This window comes from Bordetella pseudohinzii (genome assembly GCF_000657795.2).
In the GTDB taxonomy this organism is placed as follows: Bacteria; Pseudomonadota; Gammaproteobacteria; order Burkholderiales; family Burkholderiaceae_B; genus Bordetella; species Bordetella pseudohinzii.
In genome coordinates, this window is sequence record NZ_JHEP02000001.1 from 363,079 (window position 1) to 380,528 (window position 17,450).

17 protein-coding genes and 1 pseudogene are annotated in these 17,450 nt (G+C 64.3%); 3 read left to right on the forward strand and 15 right to left on the reverse strand.

The window, feature by feature from the left end; all coding sequences use genetic code 11:
* Positions 1-57 precede the first annotated feature (57 nt).
* Positions 58-972, reverse strand: a complete 915-nt coding sequence (locus tag L540_RS01560; protein ID WP_043211579.1) for a LysR family transcriptional regulator — start codon at positions 970-972, stop codon at positions 58-60.
* A gap of 726 nt (positions 973-1,698) precedes the next feature.
* On the opposite strand from L540_RS01560, the gene L540_RS01565 reads away from it, so the two are divergent.
* Positions 1,699-3,027 carry an MFS transporter gene (locus L540_RS01565; protein WP_043211581.1) on the forward strand — a complete coding sequence of 443 codons (1,329 nt, stop codon included), beginning with the start codon at positions 1,699-1,701 and terminating at the stop codon, positions 3,025-3,027.
* Positions 3,028-3,056: 29 nt separating this feature from the next.
* Here the strand turns inward: L540_RS01565 and L540_RS01570 are convergent, their stop codons facing one another.
* The 9 genes from L540_RS01570 to L540_RS01610 form a co-directional block, all read right to left on the reverse strand.
* Entirely contained in the window at positions 3,057-5,045 is a 1,989-nt protein-coding gene (locus L540_RS01570) for a relaxase/mobilization nuclease domain-containing protein (protein ID WP_048025730.1), read from the reverse strand.
* Between the two features lie 448 nt (positions 5,046-5,493).
* Positions 5,494-6,081: a S26 family signal peptidase gene (locus L540_RS01575; protein WP_043211458.1), complete on the reverse strand. Its 588-nt coding sequence runs from the start codon at positions 6,079-6,081 to the stop codon at positions 5,494-5,496.
* On the reverse strand, positions 6,078-6,611 hold the full coding sequence (locus L540_RS01580; RefSeq protein ID WP_043211460.1) for a DUF2840 domain-containing protein: 534 nt from the start codon (positions 6,609-6,611) through the stop codon (positions 6,078-6,080). Before L540_RS01580 ends, L540_RS01575 begins: the two co-directional genes overlap by 4 nt.
* Positions 6,608-6,892 (reverse strand): hypothetical protein, encoded by a 285-nt coding sequence (locus L540_RS01585; RefSeq protein ID WP_043211461.1) that lies wholly within the window; start codon positions 6,890-6,892, stop codon positions 6,608-6,610. Before L540_RS01585 ends, L540_RS01580 begins: the two co-directional genes overlap by 4 nt.
* Positions 6,889-7,527 (reverse strand): ParA family partition ATPase, encoded by a 639-nt coding sequence (gene parA, locus L540_RS01590; RefSeq protein WP_048025769.1) that lies wholly within the window; start codon positions 7,525-7,527, stop codon positions 6,889-6,891. Before parA ends, L540_RS01585 begins: the two co-directional genes overlap by 4 nt.
* A 253-nt stretch (positions 7,528-7,780) precedes the next feature.
* Complete coding sequence (locus tag L540_RS01595; protein WP_043207918.1) at positions 7,781-8,638, reverse strand: replication initiator protein A; 858 nt, start codon at positions 8,636-8,638, stop codon at positions 7,781-7,783.
* A 26-nt stretch (positions 8,639-8,664) separates the two neighbouring features.
* The gene (locus L540_RS01600) at positions 8,665-8,946 is read right to left on the reverse strand and encodes a helix-turn-helix transcriptional regulator (protein WP_043207920.1); all 282 of its coding nucleotides are present in this window, start codon (positions 8,944-8,946) and stop codon (positions 8,665-8,667) included.
* A gap of 83 nt (positions 8,947-9,029) precedes the next feature.
* Positions 9,030-9,800, reverse strand: a complete 771-nt coding sequence (locus tag L540_RS01605; protein WP_043207923.1) for a DUF2285 domain-containing protein — start codon at positions 9,798-9,800, stop codon at positions 9,030-9,032.
* A gap of 311 nt (positions 9,801-10,111) precedes the next feature.
* Positions 10,112-10,462, reverse strand: coding sequence for a DUF2958 domain-containing protein (locus tag L540_RS01610; RefSeq protein WP_043207925.1), 351 nt, complete (start codon positions 10,460-10,462; stop codon positions 10,112-10,114).
* 240 nt (positions 10,463-10,702) lie between these two features.
* On the opposite strand from L540_RS01610, the gene L540_RS01615 reads away from it, so the two are divergent.
* Entirely contained in the window at positions 10,703-11,008 is a 306-nt protein-coding gene (locus L540_RS01615) for a helix-turn-helix domain-containing protein (protein ID WP_043207926.1), read from the forward strand.
* A gap of 63 nt (positions 11,009-11,071) precedes the next feature.
* Here L540_RS01615 and L540_RS01620 read toward each other — a convergent pair whose 3' ends face one another.
* From L540_RS01620 to L540_RS01640, 5 genes and pseudogenes are all read right to left on the reverse strand, one after another.
* Entirely contained in the window at positions 11,072-11,386 is a 315-nt protein-coding gene (locus L540_RS01620) for a DUF736 domain-containing protein (RefSeq protein ID WP_043207928.1), read from the reverse strand.
* An 804-nt stretch (positions 11,387-12,190) separates the two neighbouring features.
* Positions 12,191-13,018: a hypothetical protein gene (locus L540_RS01625; protein ID WP_131726004.1), complete on the reverse strand. Its 828-nt coding sequence runs from the start codon at positions 13,016-13,018 to the stop codon at positions 12,191-12,193.
* A gap of 192 nt (positions 13,019-13,210) precedes the next feature.
* Positions 13,211-13,421, reverse strand: a pseudogene (locus tag L540_RS01630) (hypothetical protein).
* A 65-nt stretch (positions 13,422-13,486) separates the two neighbouring features.
* Entirely contained in the window at positions 13,487-15,535 is a 2,049-nt protein-coding gene (locus L540_RS01635; protein ID WP_048025731.1) for a ParB/RepB/Spo0J family partition protein, read from the reverse strand.
* A gap of 80 nt (positions 15,536-15,615) precedes the next feature.
* Entirely contained in the window at positions 15,616-16,446 is an 831-nt protein-coding gene (locus L540_RS01640) for a DUF932 domain-containing protein (protein WP_043211347.1), read from the reverse strand.
* A gap of 169 nt (positions 16,447-16,615) precedes the next feature.
* On the opposite strand from L540_RS01640, the gene L540_RS21960 reads away from it, so the two are divergent.
* A complete protein-coding gene (locus tag L540_RS21960; RefSeq protein WP_231584725.1) occupies positions 16,616-17,440 on the forward strand; it encodes a TIR domain-containing protein in 825 nt (274 codons plus the stop codon).
* Positions 17,441-17,450 lie beyond the last annotated feature (10 nt).

The following is a 17,450-nucleotide window of genomic DNA, read 5'->3' on the forward strand; positions in this document are numbered from 1 at the left end:
CTATTAGCTATTAATAAACAAATCCATACTCAAACAGCTATATATTGTCCCGATCCATCAGCGTCCCGAAGACTCAAGCAAGAACTGCACAAGGCCAGACTGATAAGCAGAAAAGCGCTTGTCCTCCCTGTGCACCAGGTATGTGGGAATCTTCATGGACATTCCGGGCCACTCCAAGGCGACCAGGTCGCCTCGCCGGATATCATCACGAACTGAACAGGCCAGCATGAAGCTCAAGCCGATGTCCTCGCGGACTGCGTGCTTCGCCGCCTCAGGATGCCCAAGCTCCATCACGACATGGCGCGTCTCTAACCCGTACTTGCGCAACTGCATGTCTTCGAGTTCCCGGCGTGCCAGGTTCTTCGGGGTGCTGATGAACGGTACGGCTTGCAGGTCCACGTCCTGCGGTCCGCCGCGCGTCCATTGGCTCGACGGTGCACACACTAGTAGTAGATCGTCTTCCCAGAGCGGAATTGCCATGAGCCCCCCAAGATCCTGGGTTGGGGCAAGAAGAATCACGGCGAAATCGCAGCCGCCGATCCGGGTGGCGTCCAAAGCAGCTTGCGGGTTGGAGATCTGGACCGTGATCAGCCCATCAGGATGCTTGCGGTGGAACGCCGAGATGAGGGGCGGCAGGGAATATGAGCCCACCGACATAGACGTCGCAATCACTGCATTGCCGGCACTGCCTTTTTCCATGCCGGCAAGCTCCCGCTCAATTTCCCGCGTTCTGGATATGACTTCCGCTGCCCACCGATACACCCTTTCGCCCGCCTCGGTGAGCGCAATATTGCGTCCGGACCGCGCAACCAAGCTATAGCCAAGCCTGGACTCCAGGCTGCGCAAGTGTGCCGTGACGACCGGTTGTGCAATGCAAAGCCTGTCCGCAGCGCGCGTCACGCTTCCCAATTCAGCCACCGTACAAAAGACCTCAAGCTTCTGGAAGGTTAAGTAGGAATCAAACCCCCGCATAGCTCCCCCAATTCATATCCATATGACTATAAATTAGCTAATTAATACGTATTTGAAGATATGGTTTAGCTTACGCACAATTACCGCATCAGACAACATGCGGCCGTGCAGAAGACTCTCCAATCGGGGAGGCGCTCTCTTCTCGTTGATTGCTGCAGCTCTGCGGCCTCGGTCCGTCATTCGTCTGCAGCGCACCGCCAACAAGGGACTTCTATTGCCTTCCCCTACGCCAATACCACGGACCGGCTGGCCCGTGCACAAGCATCCAGGCGCCCGTCTAGGCCCTGTGCTCGACCACAAGCCTGTCGGCACTCTCCGCCTTTTTCACGGGAAGCTCGTCCGTGTCAGCGTTCCGTTTCCGGAGCACGATGGCATCGACATCATCGCCCGTTCACTCGCCACCCAATTCTTGCTGACCACAGGACTCTCGATACGCATGTGGTTGGAGCTGGTGGCTCCCGCTGGTTTATCTGAAGACGTTTCACAACGTCCGTTCCCTTGCGTCCCTCGCCCTACGGACGCCGGAGCCGCGCCTGCCCCTAGCGGAACACAGCTACGAGGCCGTTCACAGTGGCCCAGAAGCCCTTGCGGCAAGAATCCGCCAACGAGATTCCGAGATGGAAGCAACTTTCAGCGAAATACAGCATTTCTCGACTGACGCAGGCTCGAGAGCAGGCGAACGGTAGAGCTTCTACCTGAAGCCGAACAGACAAGGAGGAGACAATCATGGAAGCCCACGGATCTATCGACCCGACACACCTGATCAACACACGGCCGCTTGGTCGATACCAGGTCAGTGTCATCCTGATGTGCACGTTAAGCATGATTCTGGACGGCTATGACGTACAGGTGATGAGCTACGTCGCCCCCGCGCTATTGGCTGAATGGGGTTTTCAAAAGACGGCATTGACACCCATCTTCACCGCCAGTGTCGTCGGTATGCTGGCCGGATCCTTGCTGTCAGGACTGGCTGCGGACAAGTATGGCCGGCGCGCCGTGCTACTCGCCTCGACTCTCTGGGTCACCGTCGGCATGCTCGCGGCTTCCTTTGCCGGCACGCTCACGCAATTGATAATCGCCCGCTTTCTTACAGGGTTGGCCATGGGTGCGATCGTGCCGAACGCAGTCTCGCTCGGCGGCGAATACAGTCCGATTCGGCTACGTGCAACGCTGGTAATGATGATAGCCTGCGGGTACCAGGTCGGCGCCATGCTTTGCGGGTTCATTGCTGCGGTCATACTGCCCGAGTTCGGCTGGCGTGCCGTACTTGTTGCAGGAGGTGCGGCGTCCCTGCTCCTTAGCATCGCCATGGCGGTCTGGATGCCCGAGTCCCTCCAGTTCCTCGCGCTGCGGCCTGAGCGGCGTCAGGAAGCCTTGCGCCGCTTGCGGCAGCTTTGTCCGGAATTATCAATCAGGCCCGATGCGACACTGAGCGGCATACCTCCGATAATTCATGGAGGCCGGCTCGCCGAGCTGTTCCATCAGCGGTACCGGCGAAACACATTGCTGCTGTGGAGCACCTACTTTATGAACTTGCTTGCGGTATTTTTTCTGGCCAGTTGGCTGCCAATTCTACTCAGAGATGCAGGCCACTCCGCCCAGCAGGCCATCTTTGCCAGCGCAGCGCTATGGGGAGGCGGCATCGTCGGAACGCTTTCACTCGGCTGGGTGATCGACAGATTCGGATACGGCAGAGTGCTGGCGGGGGTCTATCTGCTGGCGACCTCCGGCATCTTCGCCACCGGAGTGTTTCTCTCCCAACTTCCGCTCTCGATGCTGGCAATCGCGATTTCAGGATTCTCCGTCATGGGTGCGCAAGCCGCCCTGAACGCACTCGGGGCGACACTCTACCCGACTCACATCAGGGCCACCGGCATAGGCTGGGCATTAGGGATGGGCCGTCTCGGCTCTGTTGTAGGGCCGATTGTAGGCGGGCAACTGATCAGCATCTACTCGGATTCCACAACTTTGCTAGCGGCTGCCGCGATCCCGACATGCATTGCGATGTTTGCCGTGTTCCCTATTGGCGACCGGCGTCGCGCCAGCTCAAACTAGGCAATGAGCAACGTCTAGGCCGACCACCGCTATACCCCGCGGGAACGCCCAACATCCCATGAGACTTCGCTGTGGAACACCGTGGCGGCAATTTTCTGCCCCAACTGCTGCTCAATCACGGGCTTCCACGGTACGAGGCTGAACCCCATTCCGTCATCGAGCATCGCGTAGCGCCCGCAGGCGAGCATCACGCTGCGCCGGTAGATTCCGACCACGCGCTGACCGTCGGCCACGGGGCGATGCACCAGGCCTGTATCGGCGGTAATGTCCTTCGCAGCCTCCATCAGTTCCCGGTTGCGCAGCATCGCCAGCAGGTTGCGGGGGAGGATCACGCGCTGTCCGCGCCGCTCGGCCAGCCCTTGTGCGGCAAGGAAGTCGGCGCGCTGTTGCATGGCCTGCTTGGCATCACCCCCAAAGCCTAGGTCGCCCAGCCCTCGGCCGCCGCCGATCAGTTGCTGGTCGAGCCAGGTCGCGCCGATGACGCGGGCCTGCCGCTCGATGGGCAGGTGCGATTTCAGCTCTACGGCCACGCTACCAAGGCGCTGTGCGTCGTACCGGCGGCCACATTCAGCCAAGTCGTCCGGCACCTTCCATAAGCCATCGGCCACGCGCTCCACGATGCCGGCTCGGCGCAGCGCTTCCAGCCGGCGGACGTGGGCCGCGACGACTTCTTGCGGGTCGCGGCCGGGCCTGGTCCGGCCCTGCTCGATCGCCAGGTGATGATCGGTGCGGTACAGGCCATCGCTCGCCAGCGTGGCGATGTTCTTGTCGGCGGCGCGGACATCCGCGGAACCGCGCACCTCCACCACCGATCCGGTGGGATAGTTCGCCAGTTCGTCGCGGGCGTTCAGCGCAACGTAGTGGGCCTTGCCGTCGGTGCCGTCGATGACTAGATAGCCGCGGTCGTACAGCTCGTCGGCCAGCCCCTTTGCAGCCACGCGGCCGACGATGGTGCGGCCGTCATCGCCCGGTTCGAAAACCGCCAGCTCGCGCGGCTGGCCGCTCATGGCCCGCTGCATGGTTCGGATGATGTCGCCACGCTCGCCCAGGGCGCGCAAGGTCTTCTCGGCATAGGCATGAATAGTCCAAGTGCCGGGCTGCGTTTCGTCGGCCAGCCCCATGCGCTGCAAGCGTTGCAGCCGGCCGACCAGCAACAGGCGCTGGCGTTGCAGCCGGGTTTCGTTGAAGCGCTCGATCTGCACCCGACCACCCTCGCCGGCCTCACGTTGCAGCGTGCGGTCGAGGCTCGTCCAGCGCTCTTGCTCCACTTCGCGCTGCAAGGTCTGCTGGATCTCCAGTTCGGTGCGCGGCCCCAGCCATTCAGTCGCCAGTTCGGCGGCCCGATGGCGGAAGCCGTGGGCGATGTAGTCGCCGGCGATGATGAGGTCTTTTCCGGTATCGTCCTTGCCCCGCACGATCAGGTGCGTGTGCGGGTTGTCGGTGTTCCAGTGGTCGACCGCCACCCAATCGAGCCGCGTTCCTAGGTCGGCTTCCATGCGGTTCATCAGGTGCCGGGTGTAGGTGCGCATGTCGTCCAGCTCGGCGCCGTCTTCAGGTGAGACGATGAGGCGGAAATGGTGCCGGTCGTCGACGCAGCGCTCTTTGAAGGCGTAGAGGTCGGCTTCATCCGCCTGCGGCCCGTAGGCCCGGCCCGGTTCGCCATCGCGGCCCGCGCCGTCGCGCTCGATGTAGCGCAGGTGCTTGGCGAGCGACTGCGGGCTGGCATTGCGTTGATTGACCAGCAGGGTCTTGATGGTCACGCGCCGCGACATGGGCGTGAGCTTCGCCCCGGCGAAGCGCGCTGCCGTATGGCCGCGCCCAAGCCGTGAGCTGGGTCGCTGGCCAGCGCGCTGGCCCTGGCCGCCGGACGCGGCGGAATGGCGCACCGCCGACTTGCCGCCGCCGGCCTTTCCAGCCTGCTTGAGCACCTTGGAAACGAAGCTCTGGCCCTGGCCCTTGCCACGGTTCTTCGGGGCGCTCGGACGCACCCGGAAATCGTCGTCGCGGCGATCGGTCATGGCTGCGCTCCCCGCAAGCTACGGCGTGTCCTGTCGTGCGAAGCACGCGGACATGCCTGCATTAGCGCGGGCCTCGCGCCCCACGCGGCACGGCGGCGAAGCCGCTCCGTGCCGCGCCACCCCCATGTGCAGACAGACTTTCGACGCGGCCCGGTGCCGCGTCCTTTTGTCTTGCCTTCCGCCTTTGCCCCTCGCTGGCGCTCCGAGCAGCGGCGGCCCGGCTGCGCTGCTGCGCGAGCAGCCAGCGCGCCGGCGAACGCGGACACGGCCGCAGGCCGAGCGCGTTCGAGGCAAGACGCCTGCACGTTGGACGGCTGCGCCGGAGGCAGCGCGAAGTGCGGCGCGGATGCGCTCGCACTGCACGCGCGACGACACGGCGACGAACAGCAGAACGACACGCCCGATGGCGCGATGAGATGCACGGCAACGTGCAGCGAATCGGCGGCCATCATCGGCGGGACTCCAGCCAGACCGGATGCGCGACGCCGATCACGGCGGATGGGCTGACCGGCCCGAAATACCGGCTGTCGAACGACGCCGGGTTGGTCACACTGAGCAGGAACAGTTCGCCGGGTTCAAGGCGGCGGCATTGCTGCCAGGATGGCAGTGGCCGGCCCCAGCGGTCAGCAGGCAGCACGGCGGCCGAAGGCACGCCGTCGATGCGGACGACGCGGCCAGTGATGCACACCTCCTGCGGCGCGACGGCGCCCACGCGCTTGAGCAGCGGCACGCGCGCCGGCAGGTAGCCGCGCTGCGCGGCCAGCGCGACAGCGTCTGGCGGCAGCGCGGTCAGGACGATGCTGCCCACGGACAAGGGACGTGGCGGCGACCCGGCACCGTGGTCCAGCGGATCGACGCGATACCAGCCGACCGCCACGCTGTCGGACGGGTTGTAGATCAGGCGCGGCAGCGGCTGCACGAAGGACGCCCAGGCGAGCGCAGCGAGGCCGCAGGCGGACAGGCCCGCCAGCACGAGGCGAGCGCGCAGGCGCGAGCAAGGTCGCGGCGCGGTGCCAGCAGTCGAAACGGCGGTCATGGCAGTGCCCTCCCGGTCAGCCAGGCAGCGTGCCGCTCGGCGGTGTATTCGGGCAGCGGCAGGCGCGCAGCGAGCCGGTTAGCGAGCGTGCGCCAGTACGCGGGCGAGACGGCGACGGGGGCGATGCCCAGCGCCTCGAAGGCGTCGATGCGCTCCAGCACCGCGCGCACCTGGTTCTCCCCTTCGGCGTGGAGCAGCAAGCGCGCCCCCGGCTGCACGCTGGGGATGCGTTGCGCTGCATCCAGCGGCGTGCAAGCCTGCATCACCATGAGCTGCCAACGCACAGTGCCGTAGTCGTTGGCCTGCCAGCGGATACGGCACAACATGGCGCCTGGTAGGAACACCGCGCAGCGCCGCCAGCGGTCGAAGTGGTGCGTGCGCGCGGGTTCGCCGAAGCGCAGATAGAGCTTGAAGCGCGGTTCGATGTAGGCCAACGCCACGCGCGTCAGCGGCGCGCTGGCAGGCTGGCCGGATGGTGCTGCTAGCGCGGCCGTGGCCGCGCCAGCGGCAGGCGAAGCGGATGCCGTCATGGGGTGTTCTCCCTGCGTTGCTCGGAAAACTCGCGCTCCAGCAGGCCGCGCAGCAGATCGGCCACCGTCACGCCTTGACCGAAGGCGGCGATCTTGATGCGAGCGCGTAGCGCGGGCGTCACGTCGAGGGTCAGGCGTGCCGTGTAGAGGTCTCCCTTGTTCAGCGCATCGGCGTCGCCCTGGCGAATCCACGCCTCGGCGTGCGGATTCGCGGGCGGACGCGCGCCGATGCCAACGCGCTTGGCCGTGCGTCTCCCGTTCGGTGGCGGCTTCGCTGTCATGTCGGCCACCGCAACAGTTCGTCCACCAGCGCGGTGATTTCGCGGGCGGCGGTGCTGTCCGGCGCCGTTTCGCGTGCAAGCCGGCCAGCGGCCACGCTGTCGGCGAACACGATGCGCTGATGCACTTCCGCGCGCAGCGCAGGAAGAGGCTGGTCGGCGAGCGCCTGGCGCGCTTCGCGCCCGATGACGGTGGTGCTGACGCGCCGGTTGATGACGAAGGCCGCGCGCAGCGCAGGTCGAAAGACTTGCGCCTCGCGGATCAGCGCCACCATCTCGGCGCTGGCCCACAGGTCGTAAGGGCTGGGTTGCACGGGGATCAGCACGCGCTCGGCTGCTAGCAGCGCGGAGCGCGCCAAGGCGGCGATCCTGGGTGAGCCGTCGATGATGACGTGATCGGCCCGCCTGGCGAGTTCTGGCGCCTCTTGGTGCAGCGTTTCGCGTGCGAGCCCTACGGCGCTGAACAACCGTGGCAAGCCTTGCTGGCTTCTGCGTTGCGTCCAGTCCAGAGACGAACCCTGCGGGTCGGCGTCCAGCAGCACGACATGCTGGCCGCGCATCGCCAGCTCGCCGGCGATGTGCGTGGCGAGCGTGGTCTTGCCCACGCCGCCTTTCTGGTTGAGCAAAGCGACGATCATGGCCTGGCCCTCCATGTTGGAAAGCCGGGCTGTTGCTGTTGCGCTTCGTGCCAAGTGGCAGTTATCCACTGTGGCGCGGAGCTTCTTCTAAAAGTTAATGAATTTAAGTTAGGGAAGTTAGACGGCGTGAAAACCCAGTGCTGGCGCTGGTTTGCGGCCGATCGGCACGCCTGATAGCACGATAGTCGCACGCCTGATAGCACGATACCCTGCACGCCTGATAGCACGACGCCGTTCACAGGTTTTCTCCGAGTTATCCCCGTGCCGTATGCGGCACGGGCCGGAAGGTCAGCAGTTCCGTTCCGTCGTCTGGCATTCGCTCGATGCCCAAAACGTAGCCGGGCAGTGACTGCCGCGCGACGAGCGCGCGCAGATCGCAGGCGAAGTCGTAAGGCTTCGCCGTGCTGCCGGATTTCTGATGCAGATAGCGAAAGTCGAATTGCCAGCCGTGCTCCTGCTTGCCGCCGTGCTTGCGCACCAGGCGGTACAACCATCGCTCGATACCGCCGGTCAGCTTGAAATACCCTGGGTCGATGGTCAGCACCAAGGCGGCGTCGAGTACGCCCGCATAGAACCAGTCCGGCAGAATCAACTCGATGCCCAGCGGCGCGCCGCTGGCATCGGCCAGTTCCTTCCATTCGTTGATCCACGAGAAGCGATGCAGGCGCCGCCCGGTCGTCTCGCGGATGGACGTGGCCACCGTGGTGGATTGCAGCCGGTCGAGCGCGGCCTTGAGGCGCTGGTAGTCGCGCAGCGACTTGCCGCGCCCGATGAAGCGCAGGATCTCGTAGGGTGTGGCGCGCATCAGCCGCGTAGGGCGCAGGCCCGCGTCCTTCGCCTCCACGATTTGCGAGGCCGCCCAGATCAGTATGTCTGCATCCCAAATCGTGGCGATGCCATGTTCCTGCATGCCTTCCACGCGGATCGTTACGTTGCCCGCGCGGAAGTCGATGGGCTTGACCCGCTTCGACTTGGCGAGCGAGAAGAACGGATAGGCCATCAGGTCCTGGCTGTCGCGCGGTGCCATGTCGCCGGGCAAGGCGCGGAACAGGTCGAGCTGTTCGCGCTCCTGTATCGGCCGCTGCCCGGACGGCAGCGCAGAGCTGGGCATGGCGATGACCTGGCGCGCGCCGCCGATCAGCGCCCACGGCTGTCGGCCGAGTGGTGCTCGGCGTATTCGGGGTCGGAAGTCGTCTCGAAGCTACGGTCGGCGGCCCAGGCATCGAGGTCAGCCACGGCGTACATGACGCGGCGGCCGAACTTACGAAAGCGCGGACCGCCGCCGATCACGCGCTGCTTTTCCAGCGTGCGCGGCGACAGCCGCAGGTACTCGGCGGCTTCATCGTTGGTGAGATAGCGTTGGGGCTGCGCGGCAGCGGTCGAGACAGCGGCGGCAGGCCGCAAGGGAGCGGGACGCATGGTGAGAACCTCCATCGTTTGGAAACGCCCGGCCACACAGCGCGACCGGATGGAGGCAGTCTCAGAAAACCAAGCTGTCCTGCTCAGGGTCGTTTTGCGTCGTACTCAAAACGACCCTTCTCAAGCGACGGAAGCTGTGCTAGCCGGCGATAGCCGCCGCGCATCAACTCATCGCCACGCCGTACCAGGCGGCGCACCTTCGAGCGCAGCCCGCCGTCGCTGTACCAATCGGCCACGGCGTCCACGCCGAACAAGCCTTCGCCGACCTCGCGCAAAGACGCGCCAGCCAGGGTCGCGTCGAGCGCCTGCAGGGTGTGCAGCTCCAGCAGCACGGCCGGTGTTGGTCTGGGCTTGGCATCGGCCAACGCCGACCCGGGAGCATGGCGACGCACAGGCGCGGTAGCGCCGCGATGGGCAAAGGCGACCGCCATGCCGTCCTCCACGCCAGGGGCTAGCGCGAAGCGCAGGCAATGGCCGGGGCTGTGCGCGATCAGTGCCAGCCCTTTCCCGTCATGGAGCAGTTGCTTATGACCTGGCAGGCTCCAGAACGCGAATGCCGCGGCGTCAGGTGGCGGGTCGGTATCGGGATGGAGTTGCACCACGGCAGAGTGACCCGGGAGCCAGGACGGATGCGCATCGCGCGCATCCAAGTCCGGGTCTTCCAGCAGGCGCAGCCCCCAGTAAAACGCCGCGTGCTGTGCAGCCTGCGGGCGGCGATGGTGGTGCAGCCAATCGAGGCGGTAGTCGGGATGCCTACGTAGGTACTCCCAAGCCAGCGCGAGCTTATCCAGCCATAGGATGTAGAGGTACGCCGCAGTCGGATACCAATGCGCGACGTGATGGGGATCGACCATGACGCAACCCTCCCGCAAACAGGAATGGCCGCCACGGCAGGGCTACGCATTACATCGCCTTCATCGGAACGTCATGGGGTAAAACGGTGAGTGGTGCTGTCAAGACCGATTGGCTCCGATGCGTTGCAGTATGCGTCTCAATGCTGGGGCGGCAGCGCCCCAACCGTGGGACACCCGTGCAAGCCAGCGTGCCGCAGCCTGCGCCGGGCATCATGTCTATTTGGATCAGACTTGCAGGGCTGCGCCGCAAGAATCTCGATTGAGACTTGTTCGGTATGAAATCAGACTGAAAAAGTCACAGTGGGCCGTCGTCAGTCCGGGATTGCCCCGTCTTGCTCGGCAAGCCTGGTGTATTCCGACAGCGTGCGCGTGGGACGGAAATAGCAGTCGCGCATCACAGGTTGCTGGCGTGGCCCGACGATGCCGGCTAGCTCGGACAGCTTGACGGTGCCCTGCGCCGGCATCCCGAATCCCAGGTCGATGAGGCCCCAGGCGGTGTCGCCGTCGGCGGGATCGAGCGCGGCCAGCAACCAGGTCACATGCGCATCCGGCGTGAACAGCCGCACCACAGGCAGCGGGTCGATGGCTTTGCCTGCGGCGCGGGCCTCGCCATTGGCGAGTAATTGCGCTCGCTCCGGGGCGGTGGCGAGTGGCTGAGGCATGGTCGGCAATCCCACAAATCCAATGATGCACGAATGATGTTTCACGCCAAGAACAGAACCGCCAACGTCTCCGTGCTTCTGTGCGTAAGCACGGAGGCGATTATGCGACTTTGCGGGAATCCGTCGATGCGGATTTCCGTAAAGGCACAAATACAGAGAACAACACCAAATGAACACTATAGATTGTAGCCCTATAGGGCGCAATGGGCTGTCATCTTGGTTTTTGAGAGGAAACCATAGGTGGCGGCAGGAAGCTCATTGGCGAAGGCGTTGAAGACGGTCAGGAAGGCGCGTGGCTTGAGCCAGGAAGCCTTCTCTGACGTGTCCAGTCGCACCTACATGAGCACCCTCGAACGCGACCTCAAAAGCCCGACCCTGCATAAGCTGGCCGAGCTGTGCGAAGTGATGGAAGTCCACCCGCTCACACTGCTGACGCTGGCCTATGCGGGCGACAGCCCGCGCAAGGCCGACGAGCTGCTGGCGCAGGTGCGCCGGGAGCTGGAGGCGGTGCTGAAGGAGCGCGACGCGGCGAAGCCGCGCGCGTGACGTGGTGATGTGCTGCGAACAGCAGCACAGCACCCCGCCGCGATGGGCGGGGCGCTGCGGCGGTCACGCCGCCTGGGGTTTGCTGCGCGACCAGATCAGGTCGTGCGTGCCGTCCTCGCCTTCGATCAGGCGGGCATAGACCGGAGCCGGGAACGAAGGATCGTCGAGGATCACGGACTTGTATTCCCGCCCAGCCTCGCTGGTCTTGTTCCATGCCGCGCCGATGTCGTGGCCGACGGCCTGGAGGCGGAAGTCGGGGGCGTTCTCGCTGCTGCCCTTGTCGTTGGGAACCAGCTTGACCTTGACGTTGAGCGTCAGCGTGCGAAGCGTGCCGGTGAAGCCGTCTTTGTCTGCGGTGAAGGTGCCGATGTTGGCCATGATGTTTTCTCCTTTCGGTTGAACAAGGTTCGCGCCCATCGCGTCCTTGTTGTGATCCGGCCGGCGGGGGACGGGCGGGCTGCACCGCTTGCGGTCGCAACGCAGTGGAGAGCCGGGAGGCGAAAAGAATTTGCTGCGCGAGGAAGCTGCGCAGCGGCGGGGAAATTGTTTTCGCCGGACGGTTGCAGCCATGAAGCCCGAGGCGCAGCCGCGCGCTCGCCAGGATTCACAACGAGACAAGGACGCCCTGGGCCGAACCGCTCCGAAAGGAGATGGGGCCGGCTCGGCATCCCCGCCCGAGGGCTTCCCCGTTGCGCTTCCTGACGCGGGCCAGCTCAGCCACCCGACGACGGGCGAGAACGCCCCCAACGCACCTTGCAGCGCCGCTCTTGAGGCGTGTTGTGGAAGCTCCATAGCGATGCCGGGCGGGTTGTCCGTGAACCGTCCTTCGTGACGTGATGGGCAGGAACCGCCAGCGTTGAGGACGGCACGCACCTGCACAACCTGCCGCAGCAAGCGCCAGCGTGTTGGCCAACTCCTCGTCCATCGCGGCAGGGCGCTGGCCGGGCCGATCCGGCGCAGCCGGTTCGGCGGCATCGAGGGGCGCCAAGCATTGCGCGGCGGGGATAGCCCGCAGGGCTTTCCCCTGGAGGCAAGCGAAGCGCGCAGCGCCGCAGGCGCGAAGACGTGAGGGATTGAAGCCGAATGGCCGTGACGGCAAAGGCGGCACGGGGCGCAGCCCGAAAGCCCGGCGGCGCTACGCGCCGACACGCCTGGGGTTATCGCTGGAACTTCGCCTGCCGATCAGTCAGATTCAGGTTCTCGCTCCGTCTTGATCGCGTGAATACGTGCCTCTATGGCGTCATCCTGCACACGTATCGAATCAAGGCGTTCCAGTAAGAAATCCTCCCGAACGACCTCCACGACGGTCGTTCTCTGGTCTTCACCATCGTGCCAATTGAACTCCAATCTAGCGAGCGGAACTTCTTGCAATTGCACCGCTCCGCCCTCCGTCACCTTTGCGGTCAAGAGCTGACCGCTCACAACCACAATGGGATGCCAGAAGAACAAGCGCCAATACCTTCCGGTTTCCTCTGCAACCCACTCGTTGAATGAAATCACCTCATCTTCCGTGTACCGGCTCGCGTTGAGAAGTGACGAGTAAATGTCATCCGATTGGCGTACGGTGAATTCATCCAGTCCGTGCGGCTTGTCCAGCGCACAAATCTCCGCGAACAGGTTGTGCCAGTTTGCCGCGCGCTCGTCGTAGACGTGCACTTGATCAAGGAAGGGGCACGGATCTGGGCTTGTGCCGAATTTGATGTAACTCTCGAAGTCCGCGTTGGGCGTTGATGGCCGTTCTGTCAGAAGAACAATGGGATAGGCGTTGTTGAGGGTCTGAATCACGAAGGTTGTCTTCACGCAAACACCACGGTGATTCAGTCCACCGGCGACTTCCGCCGTGAGGTCAATTCCTCGCGCTGCTCCGTGAGGGGCTTTGTGCGTGACATTGGGCTCGACAAAGAAACTCGCTTCCGCGAGCGCGCGTACAACGCGAGACTTCATCAAATATCCCGAGCGTTCAAGGGCGTCGCGGATGACGTCGATTGAAATTGGCGGTTCTGTGGGCATACCGGCATTGTGCTGTCTGCGAGGGACTAGCGAGCAAGAATACTTTCAATGCCGCCGCCTGAGCCAGCGCGAAAGCGGCGGCGTTCCGATTCGGCTGTTGGCCTTGAACACCGGGCGCGGCCACTGCCGCGCCCGGATTTTTGCGTCCACCGCGCCCAGGACGGAACGGCCTGGGCGCGGTGCTGAACGCGGTTATTCCTTCGTCTCGATGGGCCACCACACGGCACGCGGCAAGGCGCGGCCCGTGATGGGATGAATGTCGGTGAGGTCGGCGCAGGCCGACCAGCCCGAGGGCGGGCGGTAGCCGCGCACGCCGCCTGCGCCATGCCAGCGGCGGGCGTGCACCGTGCCGGGGGCATAGATTGCCCATGCGCGGGCGGCTGGTGATGGTGACGCGGGTCATGGGGGCTTCTCCTTCCAGCGAAGTGCCCCGGTCGTCGAGGCCGGGGCGCTTGCCTTCGGCGCGGGTCAAGCGGCCAGCGCCTCGGCGGGTTCATCCGCCATTGCTTCGGCATCCTCCGGGCCTGCCTCCTGCGCGTCATCCTGCGGGCCTGCGGCCTTGAAGATGGCGGGCATCCAGCCCGTACCATCGGCCAGCCGCTCGGCTTCGCTGGCAATGTCGGCCTTCTTCAACTTCGCCAGCCGGTTGACCTGCTCGGGCGCGTACTCGCCCACAGCATCCAGAATCACGGCCTTGGAAACGTGCTTGAAATAGCCTTCTGCGGTCGGCTTCCACCATGCGGCCATGTCGAGGCCCACGGCCTGCGCCAGTTCCGCGCCGGGCTGATGCGGCGAGGCGCGAGGCGTCACCACGTCCACCGTGGAAGCCACGCACACGGCCAGCAGCCGCACCAGTTCGTCTTGCGACTTCGCCAGCAGCGCGGCGAACAGTTCGGCGCTGTCCTCCGGCAAGGCTGCGCCCGCCACCTGTTGCAGTTCGCGCAGCGCCACGGCGGCGGGCGATTCCGGCCAGTCCGGGGCCATGCCTTCCAGCCGGTCTTGCACTTTCAGGCTCACGCCCAGCGGCAAGTCGTGGCCATAGTGGCTTTCCTGCAAGACCGCCTGCACCATGCCATGCACCAGCGCGGCCAGCGCGACTTGCGGATGCCGGGCGACTTCGATTTGCAGCGCGGCGGTGCGGTGGGCGCTCAACCGTTGCGCCAGCCGGTCGGACATGGCGGCGGTCTTGGGCTGCCCTTCGCTGTCTCCGTCCTCGCCTTCGTCGTCGTTCCCGGCATCCTCGCCGCCGAAAGCTTGGCGCAGGCGTTCCAGCGTGCGCAGCGCCTTGGCCTCGGCCTCGCGCATCAGCCCGCGATGAATCACGGCCTGCCCGTTGCGGTCTATGGTGACGATGGCACCGGCTGCGGCCCTCACGTTTGGGCTGTAGTCCTGCAAGCCATCTTCCAGCGCCTGCAACTGCTTGCCCACGGCTTCGCCTTCCTCTTGCAGCGCTTCGGCCTTGTCCTCGTCCTCGGCGTCCAGCGCATCATCGAGGGTTTCGCCAATGGCCTGCACCTTGGCTTGCAGCTTTTCGATGCGCTGCGCTTCGCCCTTGTTCGGTTCGCGCCGTTCCTGCGGGGCGCGCTGGAAGGCGTGCAGGTCAGCATGGGTCACGCCCGGCGTGGCATCCACCCATGCCCAGCCTTCGGCCTTCACCTCGGCGGCGATGCCTGTCAGCCGGTCTTGCGCCAGCCTGTCCAGCAGCGCGGCATCGGTCAGATACACGCCTGCGTCACCTTCCGCGAATAGGTCACGGCGCACACCACCGCCTGCGGCTTCGTAGGTGTCCAGCCCGACGAACCGCACCAGCGGATGCCGGTAGGCGTCGATTTCGCGCTCGGTTAGGCGGTCGCGCAGCGCGGACGGCTGGCGCTGCCACGTCGGCGCATCGTAGTAGGCGGCTTCCTGCGCGGCATGGTCGTCGGTGATGGCAAGGGCCATCAACTGATCGAGCGTCACGGCTTCGGCGCGGTAGTCGGCCAGCAGGTGCGGCGACACGTTCGCCAGCTTCAAGCGGCGCTGCACCACCAGCGGGGACACGCTGAAATCAGCGGCTATGTCCTCGATGGGTCGGCCTTCGGCCACCAGCGCGGCGAATGCCTCGAACTGGTCAGCGGGGTGCATGGCTTCGCGCTGCACGTTCTCGGTGAGGCTGGCCGTGCGGGCGGTGCCATCGGCCACCAGCAGGCAAGGCACGTCCCATTCCTTGCTGATGCGGCGCTTCTTCGCCAGCAGCTTCAACGCGGCCAGCCTGCGGCCGCCGGCCACCACTTCGTAATGCTCGCCATCGGCTGCGGCAATGACGATGAGGTTTTGCAGCAGGCCCACGTGCTGGATGCTCGCGGCCAGTTCGGGGATGGACATGCGCGGGGTCTTGCGCACATTGCGACCCGTGGGGCGCAACACCAGCCGCGACAGCGGAACCAGAATCAGGTTCTTGGTCGGGTCGGCGGCTTCCAGCGGGATAGCGGCGGCGGTATTGACGTCGCGGGCTTCGGTTTGGGTAACGGCGTTCATGGTGATAGCTCCTATCGGTTCAGGGATGCAGCAGCGAAAGAAGGGGCAAGGGCTGCTGCTTGCCCCTGCCGCGTTGGGGTTCAGGCTTTCAACTGGCGCAGGCCATCGGCCAGCATCCAGAGGGCGCGATTGAGGCGCACATCGGAATCAATGCCCTGCACGGGCCGGGTCTGCTGGCGGCGTCCATTGGCGCTGCGGCCATGCAATCCGCCTTTGGTCAGGTTTTCTTGGGTGCGGTTGAACACGCTCCACAAGTCCGGGCGGCGGTCATCGAACCGGCGCGGCATCAGGATTTGGGATTCGGTGATGGGCGCGGGCTTGTCGTCGGTGGGGTCGTACTTGAGGGCCAGCGCGGCGCGGGCGAACACTTCGGCTTCGCCTTCGTCCAGCGTGATAGCGCGCATGGCATCGCGGGAATCCTTCACCCGGTCGAAGCCCTGCAAGACTTCGTAAGCGCCTTCGATGACATGCCCGGAAACGTCGCCTTTGTGGGGCACGCGCACATCGGCCACCGTGTCGCCGCACACCAGCCCATTGCTGCACACGAACCGGAACATGCCAGCGAGCATCTGATAGCTGCTCGTGCCATCATGCGAGTTCAGCAGCACGATTTCATTGGCTTCCGCGCCGTTGATCTGGCTGGCGTGGCGCAGGCGAATCATGTGCTTGGTGTGCTCGCGCTTGCCTTCGTCGCGCACGCGGGTCTGCGTCACCATGAATGGCTGGAACCCTTCTTTGCGAAGCTCGGTCAGCACGGCGGCGGTGGGGATGTAGCTGTACCGCTCGGAACGGCTCTCATGCGGGGCGGCCGCGAAGATGGACGGGGCCACGCGGCGGATTTGGTCATCGGACAGCGGGTAGTCGCTGCGCAGTGCCGGGGAACGGGAAGCGAAACGGGATGCGAGTTGCATGGTCTTTCTCCTGACAAAAGAGGTTTGCTGTTCACACCGCACACCGGATTCCTAGATTCGGAGCCCAGCCTTTCGGCTGTTCGGTGCGGTTGGCACGAGGAACCCGGTTGGCCCTGTTGCCACCGTCTTTCCTGAGTTCATCGCCCGCGACGGTCAGGAGCCCACGGACGTGGGCCGTCAAGGAGAAAAGCGTCAGGTAGGTGCGGCCCGCAGGCGCAGCCGAGGACACGGCCTGGCGCGCCTTGATGGCACGCGGCCACGGGCTACAGTCGCGAGCAAGGTGATGGAGTCAGGAGAGACGGCTGGACATGGCAACGGCCACCGTGATGTGCAAACCGCACGCAAGCGCAAGCGCGCAGGCACGGATAGAGGAATCCGGGCCGAAGGCGTCAGCCGAGCGGAGCGAGGGAACGATGGAAGCCCGTCAGGGGCGAAACCCCACAGGGGGTTTGATGCGCAGCACGACAGCGCGACCGGCCATGTCTCCCTGGCCGGGGACGCAGACTTTGCTGGTAACTACCTAGTCGTATGGTCTAACACGACTATTACTCAAACATCTGTTACATTCCATACAAAATGTTCGAGGCACACCCAAAACACCATTTCGAATAGAGAGGATCACATGGCAGAAAAGAAAGTTATTTTCGTTGCATTCGCTATTGAAGACGAAAGGCAAAGGGACTTTTTGAAAGGTCAATCACTCCTTACAAACTCTCCTTTCGAATACATAGATATGTCAGTCAAGGAAGCCTACACGTCGGAATGGAAAGACAAAGTTCGCACCCGAATTCGCCGATCAGACGGCGTGATCGCCTTGATCAGCAAAAACTCCTTGTCGTCTAGTGGGCAGAAATGGGAGATTGCTTGCGCACGTGAGGAAGGGAAAAAAGTATTGGGAATCTGGGCCTATTCCGATGATCGAACCAAAATTGAAGGCGTAAACACCGTTGTATGGACATGGGACGCCATCAAAAATTTTATCAATAGCCTTTGAAATGCGAGGG